This window comes from Sphingobacterium sp. UBA2480 (assembly GCF_002341965.1).
GTDB classification, from domain to species: Bacteria; Bacteroidota; Bacteroidia; order Sphingobacteriales; family Sphingobacteriaceae; genus Sphingobacterium; species Sphingobacterium multivorum.
In genome coordinates, this window is sequence record NZ_DDPA01000004.1 from 149,043 (window position 1) to 167,848 (window position 18,806).

15 protein-coding genes are annotated in these 18,806 nt (G+C 40.6%); 9 read left to right on the forward strand and 6 right to left on the reverse strand.

The features are described from left to right. Positions 1–97 precede the first annotated feature (97 nt). From B3600_RS08140 to mnhG, 8 genes are all read left to right on the forward strand, one after another. Positions 98–412: a hypothetical protein gene (locus tag B3600_RS08140; RefSeq protein WP_286752657.1), complete on the forward strand. Its 315-nt coding sequence runs from the start codon at positions 98–100 to the stop codon at positions 410–412. Between the two features lie 407 nt (positions 413–819). Then, positions 820–3,129 carry a putative monovalent cation/H+ antiporter subunit A gene (locus B3600_RS08145; RefSeq protein WP_286752658.1) on the forward strand — a complete coding sequence of 770 codons (2,310 nt, stop codon included), beginning with the start codon at positions 820–822 and terminating at the stop codon, positions 3,127–3,129. Positions 3,130–3,185: 56 nt separating this feature from the next. Next, complete coding sequence (locus B3600_RS08150; RefSeq protein ID WP_075994294.1) at positions 3,186–3,605, forward strand: Na+/H+ antiporter subunit B; 420 nt, start codon at positions 3,186–3,188, stop codon at positions 3,603–3,605. Positions 3,606–3,607: 2 nt separating this feature from the next. Then, entirely contained in the window at positions 3,608–3,964 is a 357-nt protein-coding gene (locus B3600_RS08155; protein ID WP_046671609.1) for a Na+/H+ antiporter subunit C, read from the forward strand. After that, complete coding sequence (locus B3600_RS08160; protein ID WP_112374930.1) at positions 3,961–5,469, forward strand: proton-conducting transporter membrane subunit; 1,509 nt, start codon at positions 3,961–3,963, stop codon at positions 5,467–5,469. Before B3600_RS08155 ends, B3600_RS08160 begins: the two co-directional genes overlap by 4 nt. Positions 5,470–5,488: 19 nt before the next feature. Beyond that, positions 5,489–5,947, forward strand: coding sequence for a Na+/H+ antiporter subunit E (locus B3600_RS08165; RefSeq protein ID WP_227550155.1), 459 nt, complete (start codon positions 5,489–5,491; stop codon positions 5,945–5,947). Then, positions 5,944–6,219: a monovalent cation/H+ antiporter complex subunit F gene (locus tag B3600_RS08170; RefSeq protein ID WP_046671612.1), complete on the forward strand. Its 276-nt coding sequence runs from the start codon at positions 5,944–5,946 to the stop codon at positions 6,217–6,219. Before B3600_RS08165 ends, B3600_RS08170 begins: the two co-directional genes overlap by 4 nt. Continuing rightward, the gene (gene mnhG, locus B3600_RS08175) at positions 6,212–6,562 is read left to right on the forward strand and encodes a monovalent cation/H(+) antiporter subunit G (RefSeq protein ID WP_046671613.1); all 351 of its coding nucleotides are present in this window, start codon (positions 6,212–6,214) and stop codon (positions 6,560–6,562) included. The genes B3600_RS08170 and mnhG overlap by 8 nt, the downstream gene beginning before the upstream one ends. Before the next feature lie 58 nt (positions 6,563–6,620). On the opposite strand, the gene B3600_RS08180 is transcribed toward mnhG, so the two are convergent. Beyond that, entirely contained in the window at positions 6,621–7,712 is a 1,092-nt protein-coding gene (locus B3600_RS08180; RefSeq protein WP_286752659.1) for a lactonase family protein, read from the reverse strand. A gap of 480 nt (positions 7,713–8,192) precedes the next feature. On the opposite strand from B3600_RS08180, the gene B3600_RS08185 reads away from it, so the two are divergent. After that, on the forward strand, positions 8,193–9,542 hold the full coding sequence (locus B3600_RS08185; RefSeq protein ID WP_112374932.1) for a peptidylprolyl isomerase: 1,350 nt from the start codon (positions 8,193–8,195) through the stop codon (positions 9,540–9,542). A 79-nt stretch (positions 9,543–9,621) separates the two neighbouring features. Here the strand turns inward: B3600_RS08185 and B3600_RS08190 are convergent, their stop codons facing one another. The 5 genes from B3600_RS08190 to B3600_RS08210 all read right to left on the reverse strand — a co-directional run bounded on the left by B3600_RS08190 (position 9,622) and on the right by B3600_RS08210 (position 18,445). Beyond that, the gene (locus tag B3600_RS08190) at positions 9,622–10,506 is read right to left on the reverse strand and encodes a DUF4440 domain-containing protein (RefSeq protein WP_112375433.1); all 885 of its coding nucleotides are present in this window, start codon (positions 10,504–10,506) and stop codon (positions 9,622–9,624) included. Positions 10,507–10,627: 121 nt separating this feature from the next. Continuing rightward, on the reverse strand, positions 10,628–12,094 hold the full coding sequence (cysS, locus tag B3600_RS08195) for a cysteine--tRNA ligase (RefSeq protein WP_112374933.1): 1,467 nt from the start codon (positions 12,092–12,094) through the stop codon (positions 10,628–10,630). Positions 12,095–12,115: 21 nt separating this feature from the next. Next, the gene (gene der, locus B3600_RS08200; RefSeq protein ID WP_112375434.1) at positions 12,116–13,417 is read right to left on the reverse strand and encodes a ribosome biogenesis GTPase Der; all 1,302 of its coding nucleotides are present in this window, start codon (positions 13,415–13,417) and stop codon (positions 12,116–12,118) included. Between the two features lie 169 nt (positions 13,418–13,586). Further along, a complete protein-coding gene (locus B3600_RS08205; RefSeq protein WP_115046555.1) occupies positions 13,587–15,332 on the reverse strand; it encodes a RagB/SusD family nutrient uptake outer membrane protein in 1,746 nt (581 codons plus the stop codon). A 23-nt stretch (positions 15,333–15,355) separates the two neighbouring features. Continuing rightward, on the reverse strand, positions 15,356–18,445 hold the full coding sequence (locus B3600_RS08210; RefSeq protein ID WP_286752660.1) for a SusC/RagA family TonB-linked outer membrane protein: 3,090 nt from the start codon (positions 18,443–18,445) through the stop codon (positions 15,356–15,358). Positions 18,446–18,806: the final 361 nt, after the last annotated feature.

The window sequence follows — 18,806 nt, forward strand, 5'->3', positions numbered from 1 at the left end:
TGGAATCAATAAGTCAAAATTTAATTTATTACCCCAGTGTATTACTTTTCTATTTTTTTTTGTAATTTAAATTTATATAAAAAAAAACCAATAAATTATGAAAAAAAGTTTTTTCACCATTTTAATGATGGTATTTTTAGGAGGACTTAATTTGTCCTCGGCTAGTTCAGACGGCCATAACCCGGGACCTTATATGCCAGGAAGCTGTGAGGACATTCATAGAAATGCTGGACACTCCACTTATTTGAGAATGATCGCTCAAGGGTATTCAGAAACTGATGCGTGGAATGCTGCAAATCAAGAATTCATTTTAGCAGTATATTACTGTAAATACGGTCCAACAGCACCTCCGCCCGAAGTTCCATATCCATCAGACCCTCCAGTACCTAATCCTATTCCGTCACCTAGATAAAAAAATTTGTCATGCCGCTAATTAAGCGGCATTTTTGTAGGTCAATAAAACACTACTATTAATCTTATACTTAAGGTTAGTACAAGAACTAGTCAATTATATCAAAATTCTATAGGAACGCTCGCTAAAATAACATTAATAAATTCCAAATACAATAGTTAATACATCCAATTACCAACCAGTTATCAAATACCCATAAAAAAGATACTTTTTTATAAAAAAAATAAATAATTCTAATACCCAAAACAAAATCCCCTTTTTCATCCTTTATATAGCGGGAAAATGATCAAAAACTAGCATTTTTTCGCTTTTTTTTATTATATTGTAAACTTTCAAAAAACCTTCATCGCCATATAAGCATTGGCAACGATGAAATATTGAAGGTTAAAAATTAAAACAAAGACTAAATGCTATTTACTGTTCTGTCAGGATTAATAACATCGAGCCTTATTGTTCCATTTGGTCGGTTCCTAAAAACCAGATGGGGTTTTATTCTCGCATTCTTACCGGTACTTCTATTTCTATACTTTGCGCAGTATATCGTACCTATTGGTCAAAGCTCCTATTTCGTGCAATCAACACCATGGGTGCCCTCCTTAGGCATCAATCTGGATTTTAAATTAGATGGACTATCCCTACTTTTCGCCTTATTGATCACTGGGATTGGAGCTTGCATCTTTTTCTACGCGAATGCCTATCTCAAAGGTCATCGGTATATCGACCGGTTCTTTGGCTACCTCTGCCTTTTTATGTCGGCTATGCTGGGGCTAGTCCTGTCGGACAATATGCTGTTGCTCTTCATCTTTTGGGAACTAACCTCGATCAGCTCATTTTTTCTCATTGGATTTAACAATGACAAAAATGATTCGCGCAAAAGCGCATTAACTGCACTTTCCATTACTGGTCTGGGTGGTTTTTTTCTACTGGCAGGTTTTATTTTGCTGGGTAATATTGCGGGTACTTACCATATTACAGCACTCATCGACAAAGTATCCCTCATTCAGCAACATCCACTATTTCCCCTGGTCTTTGCCCTCATAACACTTGGAGCAATTACGAAATCAGCACAATTCCCTTTCCATTTTTGGTTACCCGGTGCCATGAAGGCGCCAACGCCAGTGTCAGCCTACTTACACTCGGCAACGATGGTTAAGGCAGGAATCTATCTTTTGGCCCGTTTTTCACCAATTCTTGGGGGCAACCCGATCTGGACGTATTCCCTCATGGCCATTGGTGGTTTCACGATGCTTTATGCTGCATTCCATTCGCTTTTTAGAACAGACCTCAAGGGAGTACTCGCCTATTCAACCATATCCGCCCTCGGTATTTTAGTATTTTTGTTGGGACTAGGCACCAAGGATGCCGTTATCGCAGTAAGTGTCTTTATACTCGTACATGCCTTGTATAAAGCTGCCTTATTCTTGATTACGGGGATTATAGACCATGAAACGGGAACGCGGGATCTTACCATCTTACGGGGGCTACGTAAGGTATTAATGCCTGTCGCTATAGCAGGTTTCCTAGCGGCACTTTCCAGTGCCGGTATTCCACTTACATTTGGGTTTATTGGAAAGGATCTGATTTATGAGGCAACACTACATGCCACACCTGATTTATTTCTCTATTTGACCGTCGCTGCAGTAGCAACCAATATACTCCTGGTCTCTGCTGGATTTATGGCCGGCATCAAACCTTTTATGGGTAAGTTGCCCGAGCAATTTCATGAAATCCACCTACCCTATAAAGCCATGTGGATCCCGCCTTTACTTTTAGCCGTCCTCGGTGTTGCTTTTGGCTGTATCCCAGGACTTATCGGCGACTGGATTGCAGGGCCAACCGCGGTAAGCATACTTGCAAAACCGGAAACTTTTCAACTGAAAATCTGGCATGGCTTTAATTTAGTCCTGCTATTAAGCGCTATTACAATTGCCGCGGGTACCTTACTTTATTTCGCAAACAGACCCAGTGCTAAAAAATTGGCTTGGATTGCAAATTTCAATAAGATTTCGCCTGAATATATCATTCGATTATGTGCTCAGGAAATTGTTTTATTCTCTACTTTTTTCACCAGCAAAATGCACAACGGCTATTTGCGTTCGTATCTGTTGAAAATTATCTTATTTGCCGAATTACTCATCGCCTACCAACTATACCTGGGTGGGCCACTCCATATTAAATGGGAAACCTTATCTCCGGTGAGTTTCTACGAAGTCACCACAGTCTGCATTTTGATCGGCGCCATTGTACTCACCATCCGCACCTCATCCCGTTTAACAGCCGTAGTAGCCACCAGTGTTGTAGGTTATGCTATATGTCTTATTTTCGTGTTTTACAGTGCTCCAGATCTAGCGATGACACAGTTTACCATCGATACCCTTACTGTGGTACTCTTCGTATTGGTACTCTTTAAACTACCTTCTTTCCTGAACCTGGCCAACCGGCGCACCATCATTCGTGACGCCATTGTCGCTATCGTTTTTGGAATTTTGCTTTCCATGGTCGCACTTCGAGTTCTGCACGAACCAACAACCACAAATATCAGTGATTTCTATGGCGATTACGCCTATGTGCTTGCTAAAGGAAAAAATGTCGTCAATGTAATACTTGTCGATTTCAGAGGTTTTGACACCATGTTTGAAATTGTGGTATTGAGTATCGCTGCACTGGGGGTATATAGTTTATTAAAATTACGTTTAAAGTCCTCTGACAAAGAATAATGATAGATAAAGGTGATGCACAAATGAGCGGACAACTCATTGCTAAATAATAACAAATGAACAGTACAATATTACAGACCGCTACGCGGTATTTATTACCAATACTTTTACTTTTCTCGGTGTTCCTTCTACTCCGGGGGCATTATTACCCAGGCGGAGGTTTCGTGGGCGGCCTGGTTGCTTCGATTGCTTTTGTCCTGCATAGTTTTGCCTTTGGCCCTCAAAATACCATGAAATTGATTCAATACAAACCCCTGTCACTCATCCCCATCGGACTGGGAATTTCGGCCATCAGTATGTTCCTACCTGCATTTTTTGGTTATCCCGTCATGACCGGGCTTTGGCTGGAAGAGAAAATTCCCGTCATCGGGATGATAGGAACCGCCTTATTTTTTGACCTTGGTGTGTACTTTGTTGTCATTGGCGTTGTCCTGACGATTTTATTTACAATTGCTTTAACGACAGAAGAAGAATAATAATGGAACTGATACTCGTACTCTTGATCGGCATCCTTTATGCTGCCGGAATATACCTCATCCTGCGTCGAAGCATGGTGAAATTGTTGCTGGGTATTATGTTACTGGGCAATGGTACCAATATATTGATCTTCTTATTGGGAAATATTATTAAAGGTAAACCACCCATTATAGGTCCCGATTTGAAGGTATTCACCGATATTTATGCGGACCCGATTCCGCAAGCCCTTATTTTAACGGCCATCGTGATCAGCTTTGGCCTGACCTCCTTTGCCATCGTTTTACTCAAGCGTGTATATGCATTGCTGGGTACCGATGATCTGGATGATTTGAACACGCCTGAGGAAGAAGATATATGATAGACAACCACATTATTGCCACGATTATCGTGCATTTATTTATTGCTATTGTCCAACTGATGTTGTGGCGCAAATCCACTGCACAACGTTTTCTGAGCGTTGGTGGAAGCTTGCTTGCACTCATTCTTGCCTTTAAACTATTCTTCAAGGTTTATGACGGTGGTATTTTGACCATGAATGCGGCCAATTGGAAAGCTCCTTTTGGGATTGTTTTTGTTGCCGACCTATTCAGCAGTACCCTTGTTCTCCTGACTTCAATCGCAGGGCTGGCGGTCTCCATCTTTTCCTGTGTCGGTGTGGGACGCCAGCGCATCCTCTACGGCTATTTCCCGATCTTTCACTTTTTGATGATGGGACTTAACGGCGCCTTTCTGACAGGTGACATCTTCAACCTGTACGTATGGTTTGAAGTCATTATTATTTCCTCTTTTGTACTGATGACCTTAGGGGGTAGAAAATCCCAATTGGAGGGGGCTGTAAAATATATGGCCATGAATATCCTGGCCTCCACATTTTTCCTAACCGGAATAGGCATACTTTATGGCATTTCAGGTTCCTTAAACATGGCCGACTTAGCCCTGCGTATCCCCAAAATACAAAATCAGGCATTAGTAGAAATTACAGCAACATTTTTCCTGATCGGTTTTGGCATTAAATCCGCCGTTTTCCCACTCTATTTCTGGTTACCCTCTTCTTACCATACGCCGCCTTCGGCCGTAGCAGCGACATTTGGGGGCTTATTGACCAAAGTTGGGATTTACGCCTTGTTCAGGGTCTTTTCCCTATTATTTATTCCCAATCATTTTACCAAAGAACTCCTTATCGTACTGGCTATATTGACTATTCTGACGGGCGCTTTTGGTGCATTGATCAAATCCAATATCCGGAGGTTATTTTCCTATTTGATCGTTTGCCATATTGGTTTTATGATTGGCGGATTAGGCTTGTATAGCAAATGGGCTTTATTGGGCGCCGTTTTCTATCTGATCCATGATATCATGGTCAAAACGAATTTATTCCTCATCGCCGGTGTTATACGACAACTCCGTGGTACCATGGATATGAATAAACTGGGCGGACTTTATGCGCAATACCCAAAGATCTCATTGCTTTTTGCCATTGTTCTTTTTTCACTGGTGGGCATCCCACCGCTCTCGGGCTTTTGGCCTAAAATCTATCTATTCAAAGATGCCTTTCACCTAGAGAAGTATGCTTTCGCGGGAGCTCTGATCATTGGCAGTTTTATCACCTTGTTTGTCATCGCCAAAATGTGGGCACAGGTATTCTGGAAAGATGCCCCCGATCCGGAAATCATTGAGGATAAATTTGCGGGCATGATCGGCTATAAAAGAACAATGCTCATACTTCCTGTCGTTATTTTGGCATCAGCGTCCCTATATATCGGACTCAACGCCGAATCAATTATCCATGTCGCAGATCAGATCGCTACACAATTATTGGACACATCACCTTACATAAACGCTGTATTAGGAGGGCAGAAATGATATGATTAAACAGTTTTTAATGAACCTCATGTTATCCTTTATCTGGGTCGCACTGACGGGATCGATGTACTATACCAACTTCCTATTCGGCTTTATGTTGGGATTTGGTATCCTCTGGTTGATGAACAGAAATGAGGTGGATCAACGCTACTTTTATCGGGTACCCAAAACATTGAGTTTTATTCTTTTTTTCCTGTGGGAAATGATTGTCGCCAATGTGCAGGTTGCCTACGACGTGATAACACCCAAGTTTTTTATCAAACCGGCGATTGTTAAATACCCCATGGATGCAAAAACCGATTTGGAAATAAACCTGCTTTCAACCTTTATTTCGTTGACACCCGGCACACTTATCCTCGACGTAAGTGAAGATAAAAAAACGCTCTTTATTCACGTCATGTACATGAAAAGCAAAGAACAGTTTGTTTCTACCCTTAAAAATAATGTTGAACGAAGACTTTTAGAACTCTTAAGATGACTTTAAATAGCTACTTTGATTATGTGATCCTTCCGATCCTGACTATTTCAGTCATACTGGCTTTTATTCGTCTGTATAAAGGCCCTCAGATATTTGATCGTGTGATTGCCCTCGATCTCATTATCACCATCGGGATCGGCATTATTACCGTGTATAGTATACGAACGTCGCAGGAAGTGTTTTTAGACATTGCCATGATCTTGGCACTGATCGCATTTCTTGGCACGATCGCGTTTTCATTTTATTTAGAAAAACAAAGCAAAGATGATTGATATTACTTTAGCCATACTCAGTACCATCGGGGCATTGGCCATACTATTTGCGTCTATTGGCATCTTGCGGATGCCCGATTTTTATTTACGCCTTTCGGTTACGGTAAAGGCAGCAACGCTGGGTGTGGGACTTTTACTCATCTGTGCGGCCATGACCTTCCCGGATGTATCCGTAACAACCAAGGCTATAGCCATTGGATTTTTTCTGATCCTAACGGCTCCGGTTGCCGCACACATGATTGGCAGAGCAGCTTATATACAGCGTGTGAAAACATGGAAGGGTACCACCTTAAATGATCTCGAAAAGGAAGGTAAATTAGATTGTCGAAAGGAAGATTTTTAAGAAAAGCCTATACAGTTATTCCTAAAAATCTTCTTCTTATTAGAACGTCCTTTCTGGATTAAAATATAATACAAACAGGAGCTGGTACAGCGATTTCTTTTCCAGTATCTGTCAACAAACCCGTTTTGGCATCCCGGCTAAACAAAACAATGTTATTGGTATATTGATTTGCGACCAAAAGATATTTCCCGTCCGGAGAAAGGTTGAAATTGCGTGGTCCTTTGCCTTTCACTGAAAGATTAGAAATTTTCTTCAATTCGCCGTCCTTCTCTACCGAAAAAGTAGCTATTGTATTGGCATCGCCGCGGTTGGTCGCATACAGAAATTTTCCATCAGCGGAGATCTTAATATCAGCTCCACCGTTACTTCCTTTAAAACCTTCGGGGTTGATATCAAAAGTACTTTGATACATCCATGCATCTCCATCTTTCTTATACGATGCAATTTGACCGGTCATTTCCAGGACGACATATAGGAATTTCTCTTTCTTATCAAACACGATATGACGTGGTCCTCCTCCAGCTGGAGTAAAGACATCTTCCGATTCATCAGCAAGACTATAGACATTTCCCGCTTTATTCACCGGATAAATAGAAATCTCATCCAAACCAAGATCTTGGACGTACAACTTATCCCCTTTATTGGAGAAAAAAGTAGAATGTACATGTGGCTTTTCTTGGCGTACGGGATCCACCCCCTTACCCTCGTGTTGTATTAAACGCGCTCTTTTGCTTAACACACCATTACTTTCTAAATCAAACAAAGCTGCAGAGCCGCCTGTATAATTTGCCACAGCGAGCAAGCTACCCTTCGGATGTACTTCAACAAAACAAGGCGACTCCCCTCCAGAAGGAAGTGAGTTTAGAAAAGTTAAATGACCGTCCTTAAAAGAATAGGCAGAAACAGTCCCCTCTTGATTTGGAACCTCATTAACGGCATAAATAAAGTTATTATTTCGCGCCAAAAAGGATGGATCTTTACTTTCTTGTGTGCTCGACAAGGTTGTTTCACCAGTTTTAACATCAAAATTATAAATATAGATGCCCTTGCTCGCGGTTTTACTCGTATATGTTCCCACAAACATGGGAATCTGTTGCGCAAAACTAGCCAGAGGTAAAATTGTCATCAAATAAACAAATGCTTTTTTCATTGAAATTATTTTATAAATGTAGCTACTCATTTGTTGAATGAGCCGTTACATCAAGTTTGTTTCTAAATTATACGAGATCCCACTCAAATTTCCCCATTCATTCCGCAGTGTGAGGATCTAAAACCCCGCCATTTTATAGGCGTAAATATCGTCAATAGACTTGTTAAATTTGGTTAAAACCGTCCTTTCTAATAGGCAAATGCGTATTTTAGCACATCAATTTTAACAATTCCAAAATCACCCATTTAAAATATTGGGAATACAAAAATATTGTTAAATAAAAGTACGAATAATTCATATAATCTGATAATTTTGTGCTGTTGTTCAAAAAAGTATATATTGAACACAAATACTACGCATACCGCCGAAGGCAGCGTGAATGCTTGTGACAAAAAACAAATGATGAACAAATAACCGAGTGAAACGAGTTCATTTATACACATGAAGATCACTCATAAATATCATAAATAATTTATACGGATGAAAAAAAACATTTATATATTGTTTTTATTGCTTTTTGCATCAATTCAGGCCAGTCTTGCGCAACGTCAAGTTATTGATCGCGTTGTAGCAACGGTTGGATCGGGCATTATCTTACAGTCCGACGTGGATATGCAATATTCTCAATGGTTGGCGCAAGGGAATAAACCAGATGAAAACTATAAAGATGGTATATTGGAACAGTTAATTGTCCAAAAATTATTATCACAACAAGCCGTAATTGACTCCATCGATGTAACCGAGACCGAAGTGGATGACAACCTCAATGCGCGTCTGCGCCACATGTCACAACAGGCAGGAGGGCAAGAACGTCTTGAAAAATTCCTCAACCGTTCCTTATTACAATACAAAGAAGAGATGCGTCCCAGTGTTTTCGAGCAATTAAAAGCACAGAAAATGAGACAAAACATCGTTTCCAAAATAGATGTGACTCCATTGGAAGTAAAGCGTTATTTTGAGGGCTTGAATAAAGACAGTCTCCCTTACTTCAATACCGAGGTAGAAATCGGTGAAATTGTCATGATGCCCAAATTGACCGATGCAGAGAAAAAGGAACAGCGCGAGAAGATTGAAGGTATCCGCAAACAGATTGTAGATGGCTCCGACTTTGGTACAATGGCTCGTATATACTCTCAAGATCCCGGATCTGCCCCCTATGGCGGTGATTTAGGCTTTGGTACACGTGATAATTATGTCAAAGAATTCTCTGCCATGGCTTTTAAATTAAAACCGGGAGAAATATCACCTATTGTCGAATCCAAATATGGCTTTCATATTATTCAGGTGCTGGAAAGACGTGGCGAAGAGGTACACACACGCCATATCCTGATGAAGATCAATCCTGGCCCTGCAGCATTAGAACGAACAAAAAATAAATTGGACAGTATCTATAAATTGGTCGTTGACAAAAAAATGGATTTCTATCATGCCGCTACAAATTATTCTGATGCGGAGGAGAGTAAATTCAATGGTGGTATGATCCTAAATCAAGAGGGTTCAAGCCGCACAACCGTAATTCCTATGGATGGCTTGGAGAAATCAGTATTTACAGCGATCGATCCGCTAAAACCGGGAGAATACTCCAAACCAGAGCAATTTACAGACAAAATGGGCGATGTTGGTTACCGTTTCAATTACCTGAAAACACGTATACCACCGCACAAAGCGAACTTGGACGAGGATTTCACAAAGATCAAAGAAGCCGCCGTTCAGGATAAAACCAATCGTAATCTGAGCAAATGGTTCGATGATAAATTGAAGACCACCTACATCAATATCAGTGATGATTTCGGTCAGAGTGAAGGATTGAAAAAATGGAAAAAACAATAAGTGTACAATACACTTATCCTATAAAAAAGGGCTTGAATAGTATATATTCAAGCCCTTTTTTTATGTTGCAATCGTCCTATTATTTCTCAAACATCATCTCGATCAGAATATTCCAGTTCGCTTTCTTCACATCATCCTTCGCTAATTCACTCAATTGCCAGATACGAATATAATTATACTTCACCACCTTATCCTTTTGTCGCACCGTTGCAGTTCCCTTGGTATAGGCAAAATCGCCACTATATGAACGTTTTACTTCTTCGGGGACTGTCTCTATCGTCATGCGTTGTTTTTTGAGATAGGCCATCATTTTAGCCTTTCCTTCCATCGGATTGGTCCAAGGGAACAAAAACCGGACATCCTCACTTAAAAACTCCTTATATGCGGTTGGATTGTCGGCTTTCAAAACGGTTGACATCAATTTGTCTGTCTCCAGGACAATATCTTCACGCTGGTTTAAGCGTACTTTAGAACGATGCTTCAGATACCACGAGTCGGTAGGTTCGATATATTCAAGATCAAACTCCCCGTCGTTCCCGTTGTTTTCAACTTCGGCACGAATATCGACCAGCCACTTACCTTTTTTGTTGCGTTTCCAGACAGTCAAGTATTCTCCATGGCGCAATCTTGCACCTACTTTCTGAAAGTCCATAGACCCCGAAGTCACACCAAACTCCTGACTTTTAGCAATCAACGCAAAGGTAGGCTGCCAATTTAAAACATCGGGAATATTTGGTCTATTATTCAGATAGTTATAGGCATTTACTGCCGATGGGACATAAAACGTAGATTCCTTATCAATGATCGAAAGAAACGCCTGGTGTGGCGTAGACGCTTTCGCCAATGCAGCAGCATCCTTATCGGCCTGCAATAGGCTTCCAACTTTCTCAGGTATCTGCGCATATAGTGTTGTACCAGCAACACTCATCAATGCGACGACGGATAGCCTATTCCAAAAATTCATATGCAAAATGATCTTTCTTTTAAAGGTGATATGAAATATCCATTGGTTTCCACAGATAACGTGTTTTCCCAATAAGAATATTCCATTGCATTCCTCTTGTATAAATTCGATTTCTTATCTATCAAATCTTATTCCAAAGTGTTCCTTCCTTACTATCTTTCAATTGAATTCCAATAGAATTAAGCTCATCACGAATACGATCTGAGGTGACGAAGTCTTTATTTGCTTTTGCTTCATTACGTAGCTTGATGACCAGATTCATGACGTCATCGATATCATCGGATGCTGAAGTCTGATCGTTTCGAAGGCCTAGAATATCCTCTACAAATTCTTTCATGAATAGTTTAAGGCCCTCCAATCCTTCTGCCGTTACTTTCGCTTTACCATCATAAATCGAGTTGATGATACGTACAATTTCAAACAATTCAGCAATGAGTACAGGGCTATTAAAGTCGTCATCCATAGCCGCGTAACATTTACGGCGAATTTCAGCCAAATTGAATGAATCAGCACCTTTCGACACCTTCAATTTGTCTAATAGACTGATTGCAGTCATCAGCCTTTTATACCCCTTGTCGGCCGCATCCAGCGCCTCATTGGAGAAATCCAACGTACTTCTATAATGGGCCTGTAACATAAAGAAACGTACAGCCATCGGCGAATAGCCTCTATTCAATAAGGGATGATTTCCAGTAAATAGCTCGCCCGGCAAAAATCCATTCCCTGCAGATTTGGACATACGCGCACCGTTGACAGTCAACATATTCGTGTGCATCCAATATTTGGCAGGGCTCGTATGGTTACATGCTTCGGACTGTGCAATTTCATTGGTATGATGGGTTGCTGCCAAATCCATTCCACCGCCATGAATATCAAATTGATCACCTAGGTACTTTCTGCTCATGGCCGAACATTCGATATGCCAACCTGGAAAGCCAACACTCCAAGGTGCGGGCCAACGCATAATCGTTTCAGGCTTTGCTTTGATCCACAAGGCAAAATCCAAACGCCCCTTTTTCTCATCCTGACCACTCAATTCACGGGTATTATTGAGCATATCCTCCAATTTACGATTGGTCAATATCGTATAATCGTATGTTTCAACGTATTTTTCAACATCAAAATAGACTGTACCATTCCGCTCATAGGCATAACCATTCTCGATAATCTGTTCGATCATTTCGATCTGCTCGGAGATATGTCCTGTCGCAGTAGGCTCAATACTCGGTGGCAACGTATTGAAAAGACGCAATACGTCATGAAAACCTATCGTGTACTTTTGAACGATTTCCATCGGCTCCAATTGTTCCAATTTTGCTTTTTTTGCAAATTTGTCATCCCCTTCATCACGATCGCCTTCCAAATGCCCCGCATCTGTAATATTGCGCACATAACGCACTTTATAACCAAGATGACGCAAGTATCTAAAAATCAAATCAAAAGACACAAACGTCCGACAGTTACCCAAATGCACATCACTGTATACGGTGGGTCCACATACGTACATACCAACGAGGTTGGGATGAATAGGTTCGAATTTTTCTTTTGTTCGCGAAAGCGTATTGTATAAATAGAGATTATGGTCCATGTTTAATCGCTGCTTGGAAATCTATTTTTGTCTGAAATATATTTGAATTGGCACACCTGTAAAGTCAAAGTGCTCACGCAATTTGTTTTCAATAAAACGTTTGTATGGATCTTTGATGTATTGTGGCAGATTACAGAAGAATGCAAACATCGGTGTCCGTCCAGGCAACTGTGTTGCATATTTAATTTTGATATATTTACCCTTTAAGGATGGCGGTGGATAATTCTCGATAATATCCAACATCACTTCATTCAACTTGGAAGTAGGGATCTTTTTCGTCTTATTAGCATATACCTTATCAGCAACTTCCAACACCTTAAGGACACGTTGTTTTTCGGTTACGGAAGTAAAGATAATAGGCACATCTGTAAATGGTGCTATTTTCTCTTTGATACGATCTTCGAAAGCCTTCATTGTCTTATTGTCTTTTTCGATCAAATCCCACTTATTGACAACAATGACAATACCTTTGCGGTTCTTCTCCGCCAAGTTGAAAATATTAACGTCCTGCGCTTCTAATCCATCCTGTGCGTCAAGCATTAAAATTGTCACATCAGAATCTTCCAAAGCTTTGATGGTACGCATCACTGAATAAAACTCAATATCTTCATTTACTTTGGACTTACGACGAAGACCAGCAGTATCGATCAATAAAAAGTTATGTCCATATTGATTGTAATGTATACGGATTGAATCACGTGTTGTCCCGGCCATTGGCGTTACAATATTGCGATCTTTGCCGATCAAGGCATTTGTCAAGGAGGATTTACCCACATTCGGGCGCCCCACGATGGTATATTTCGGTAAAGATTCTTCTTCTTCCTCTTCCACTTCAAAATGAGAAACAACAGCATCCAACAATTCACCTGTACCGGATCCTGTAGCCGACGAGATATTAAAAACCTCACCTAAACCAAAAGCATAAAACTCTGCCGATTCATGGTGCAATTTAGCGTGATCGACTTTATTAGCCACGACATACACGGGCTTAGAACTTCTTCTCAGAATATCAGCGATTTCGTCATCCAAGTCGGTAATGCCAGTGGTGACATCCACCATGAATATAACGACCGAAGCTTCTTCAATAGCGATATAGACCTGATCACGAATAGCCTCTTCAAAGACATCATCCGAACCATGTACAAAACCACCTGTATCAATTACTGTAAATTTCTTTCCGATCCACTCGGCTGTTTCATAATGACGGTCGCGCGTCACCCCGCTAAAGTCATCAACAATCGCTTTTCTACTTTCTGTAAGACGATTGAATAAGGTAGATTTACCAACATTTGGACGACCAACAATTGCAACAATATTTGCCATATTTATTTTATTTGATCCACCCACTATCACAGCAGGTGGCACTTTTATGCTAAAAATATACTTAAGGGAACAAAGATACGGATTCGAAAGGGATTATCGCGACACAAAAACAAAAATGGCTTTACCGTGAAGTAAAGCCATTTATAGGGTTTAAATTATCAATATTCGCCTAATTAGACGTTGGATTCTGAGTCAATTTCCCTGGATATGAATTGATCGCATCCTGTGGAATAAAATAAGTCACTCTAAAATCTGTCGGCACAATATCCTCAAATTGTTTTTGTGGCCCAGGATAAGTTCTATTTAACGGCAAGCCATTACGAAACACATCATAACTGCGTTCAGCCTGGTAAGCCAATTCCAACTGACGCTCTTTGTCGATCAGTTTACTTGCATTGGTAGCATCAATTGAAGTATATCCCCCATTGACAATAGAACGATTTCTGATGGTATTTAAATCATTTAGCGCAGCACCATAATTACCTAATTTTGCATTAGCCTCTGCGCGATTTAAATAAATTTCACCCAAGCGGCTGATTACAGGTGAGTGCAATTGCGACTCCTCGCCTTCACGTGAGCATTTCACAATATAGAATTGTGGATAAGCACGGTTTAAGGAAATATAGTAATCGATCATACCGGAGTAGGTATTGCCATCTTCATAAGTAATTGAATAGGTCTGTTGATTAGCATTAATTGCCGTCAATGTATATTCTTTAACAACCTCATTATCACCTATCTTTTTGACTTCTCGTGCAACAACAGTATTTCCGTTAATTACAACTGGAATTTGCAGATAGCTCATTGTTTTAGGATCACCGGCTTTCGCAGGTATATCTTGTTTGATAAATCGAAACACAGTTGAGTATTTGCCGGCCTTATCTTTGGAATAAGTAGGTTCAATAAAGGCCGCACGTGCATCGACAATCGTATAATGATCAGGTCTCCAGTCATTGCGACCTGTTTCATTTAATAAATCAATGTACTTGGCACTGGAATACATCTCGCCCCAGCCCATACCACCGATATTGGAGTACATACCACCAATACCATAATAGTGATCATCACCTGAAAATTCAGAAGCGACACGTTTCACCGCAAAGATCGTCTCTTTGTTATCTTCTGGTCTAAAGGTATTGTATTTCATGAATTGCTCACGAGCCAATAGAACATATTTACCTGAATTAATCACCTTGTCTGCGTATTCTACAGAAAGACGTGCATATTCTGCATTTGGATTTTTATACGTGCCGCTCATATACAGGTATATACGGGAAAGCATTGCTTGTGCCGCCCCCTTTGAAGCATACACTGCCCCTTTATCGATCTTCAATAAAGCTTCTGCTTTCTTCAGATCACTGATTGCTTGCGCATAGGTATCTTTTACAGACGCACGGTCTGGCAAGTTCAAATCATTGAATACATCTTCAGGTGTACCGTTGACAATTGGAACACCCAAGTTTGTCTCGGGACTTTGGTAATAAGGCTTCCCGAACGCACGGCAAAGGTAAAAATACATCATTCCACGGATGTAATAACATTCACCCAATTTATTATCCATCTCTTCACTTTGACCTTCGGCAAACATCTTAATGACGTTCGAAGATTGCGCGATAGCTTTATAACCGCTATCCCAGAAGTTCTGCAAACGGTAATTATTAGGTGTTCTCGCATAGGAGATAAATTCGTAAAATGCGTCTGTCGATGACCCGCGGATCATCATATTATCACCAGCGTATTCACCAAGACGGTGCATTGGGTCGGACCAAGCTTTTAACTGCGCATAAGTACCTGTTACCATGGCATCAGGATTACTCACAATATTCTCTTCGTCCATCGAAGTATAAGGAAGACGATCGATATCGCAGGAGGATACTGCCGATGCGATCAAAAGTCCGATTAATATCTTTTTCATTATTGATTTTCTAAACGTTAAAATTAAAATGTCACACTTGCGCCGAACATGTATTTACGAACCATTGGATATACAGAAACGCCTGTAGATCTGATCATTTGACCACCCCCGCCTTTACCATCTGGTTCAGTCAATGGAAGCTCCGGATCAACACCCGAGTAGTTTGTAATCGTAAACAAATTCTCTCCAGCTAAGAATACACGTAAATTTTTGATGTTATACTTTTTCAGATCGAAGTTGTAACCCAAAGTCAAGGATCTCATTTTTAAGAAATTGTTACTTTCCAAGAAGCGTGTTGACGGTGAATTACCTTTATCTTGGTTATCGTATCTTGCTATCGGATGAGTAGCAACATCACCGGGTTTTTCCCAGCGGCTCCAACCATCCTGTAACTTCATCTGATTACGATCGGTATAAGTTCCATCCGAGTCAAATTCTTGGCGCGAATAATTATACAACTTACCGCCCAAAGAGAACCCGAACACGGCATTTAGATCAAACTGCTTATAACTTAAGGCTGTACTGAAACCGCCAAAGAGATCTGCATTTCCTTTTCCTGCATTACGGAAAGTTGCATTGGAATAGTTCGACGTTGTAGTCCTCGTTTCATTGCCATTGGCATCTGTCTCGTATCTGTACCACATCGGCAAACCATTATCAACATTGACACCAGCCCATTCTTTTAGATAATAGGTATCTACCGGATAACCAGGTTGAAGCAAACGTTGCGCCGATCCAGCTATCCCTGATCCGTCCCCTGCGATAATTGGTTTCGAAACAAGATTACCATTGGCATCTTTTGTCGCAAATAGCTCCGTCAATTTATTCACATTGTGACTTAAATTAACATCCAAACTCCAATGTACATTATCATTGCGAACGATATCGCCACCGATGGTCAATTCAATACCCCGGTTTTGCATCTTACCAATATTTTTCCAGATAGAAGTGACACCTGTCAGACCACTGATCGGCACTTGATAAAGCACATTATCAGTCTTCTTATCGTAATAATCAACATTAAGTCTTAGCCTATTCTTAAATAAGGCTGCATCCACACCAAATCCTGTTGTGTATGTTTTTTCCCAAGTCAGATCTTTATTACCGATTTGGCTAATTAATGCCCCTGGTATTCCATTATAGCTTGATGATGCCGATACCGAATAAAGGCTATATTGTGGATATAATGAGCTCGGTCTATTACCTACTGATCCGTAAGCCGCCCGCAGTTTTAAGTTATCTACCCAATCAGCCTTGAACCACTCTTCTTTATTGATATTCCAACCACCGCTGATTGAAAAGAAATTTCCGTATTTCGCATTGGTACCAAAATTGGATGCTCCATCTCGACGAAACGACACCTGTGCCAGATATTTATTATCGTATGCATAGTTTGCATTCGACAAGAATGACTGTACTGCCCATTCGGAAATTCCACCTTTCGTACGTTCTGGTTTTGCAACAACATCCAATACCTCGAAACCATTTACAATACCCGTTCCGTAAGCATCTAAAGTTTTTGTCCAGTAGTCGTTAAATTCGTATGCAGCCAATCCATTCAGGCTATGTTTATCCCAGGTCTTGTTGAAACGCAAGATTTGGTTGGTATAACGACGCGCAAACTCCATGCGGTAATCCGTCACACGCCCAATTACACTTTCACCGCTGTTTGATCGCGGATCTTGATAACCACTGTCAGAATACGTATTGTAGCGATAATTGTTGACAGAAGAGAAGGTCAACCAATCCGTTAATTTGACATCGAAATCTAAGTTACCCATAAATTCATAATTGGTATTGGCACTATGATTCCATTGCAAGTCATACAAGTAATTCGTGCTTGCATTATTGACCCAGCCACTATAACGGTGTGGCACTAAATTTCCATTTGCATCGTATGGACTATCCCAAGGTAGGTTTCCATACATGGCATTGACATCATATTGACGATCATCTACCGCACGTCTCGAACCGGCAATAGATGGCTTGATGGTCAACCAGTCAAAAGGCTTATAGTTGGTACGTAATCTAAAGTTATAACGATCGTAATCATACCCTTTTACAGCACCGGCTTCGTTGTAGTACCCTAAAGACAAATAAGACTGTAGTTTATCATTTCCTCCCTGAATGGATAAATTGTGGTTTTGGACAAATCCGGTCTTTGTTGCCAGCTTCCACCAATCAAAGTTGCTATTGCGCAAATCCGAATTCCAACGCGGGAATTTGATATCAGCGGGATTTGAAAACGAAGCAAAGTAGTCATAAAGTTCAGCCCCATTCATCATTTCCATGTTTCCATTGGAAAGCTGGTTGATACCCATTTTTGTAGAAAAGCTAATACTTGTTTTGGATGCCGAAGGATTTTTTGTTGTGACCACAACAACGCCATTTGCACCTTGCGAACCATAAATTGACGTTGAGGCAGCATCTTTTAGAATCGTTAACGATTCAATGTCATCTGGATTGATATCACCTGGGCTTGAGCCGACGATAACACCATCAATAACCCACAATGGGCTCGTCGTGCCACTTAAGGTTGCCTGACCACGAATCACAACACCACCATTTGACCCCGGTTTACCAGCCCCTGGTGCAACATATACACCGGCAGCCTTACCATTCAGCATGTTTTCAACCGATGGCGTAGTGACATCACGCAATTTGTTTCCCTTAACAGCCTGAAGGGCACCAGTCAAACTTTCTTTTTTCTGCTGTGATCCATACCCAACGACAACAACCTCCTGAAGTGCTTCACTATTGGACTCCAGATTGATGTTAACAACCGGTCCTGTCACCGTCACTTCCTGTGTCTTATAACCAACACTTGTAACGACTAGTACATCCCCATTTTTAGCATCTATGGTAAACCGTCCATCTACTCCTGCCGATGTCGATTTAGCGCTCCCCTTAACACTAATGGTTGCACCAGCCAATGGGCCGTCTGTTGACTGCACTTTTCCATTCACTTTTTGTTGATAAACCGCGTCATTCAACAAAATATTGTTGCCTGGAAACGTAAGACCATTAGCATTAGCCGAGTTGTGTGTACTTGTAATGAGTAAAGCTAATGATAACAGACTCAACTTGTGATTGTCGAGAATCTTTGAAATCATAATATTTAATAGTTAGTTTAAAAATTGATTAGCGTGCTAATCAAAATTTAGGTACATGAATGCTAAAACTAAAGGATGATGACAGTATATCAAAATTTAGCAACAACGAAATCGATTGCGCCAATTAAACAAACGATTGCATAAACACATATTCTACAGCGCAATCCAACTTCAAAAAATTAGAGCGATTAAATAACAGCGAAAGACAATTTTTTTTAACAGCCTCAGGACAGTCGATAATGAAAATTTAGACGAGCAGGAAAAAGATAATCTTGAAAAACAGGTGGTATTATAGCGTGATTTAGGGCACAAAAAAAGCCAAGATATTCACCTCGGCTTTTTTCTTTTAGTAGCGGGGACC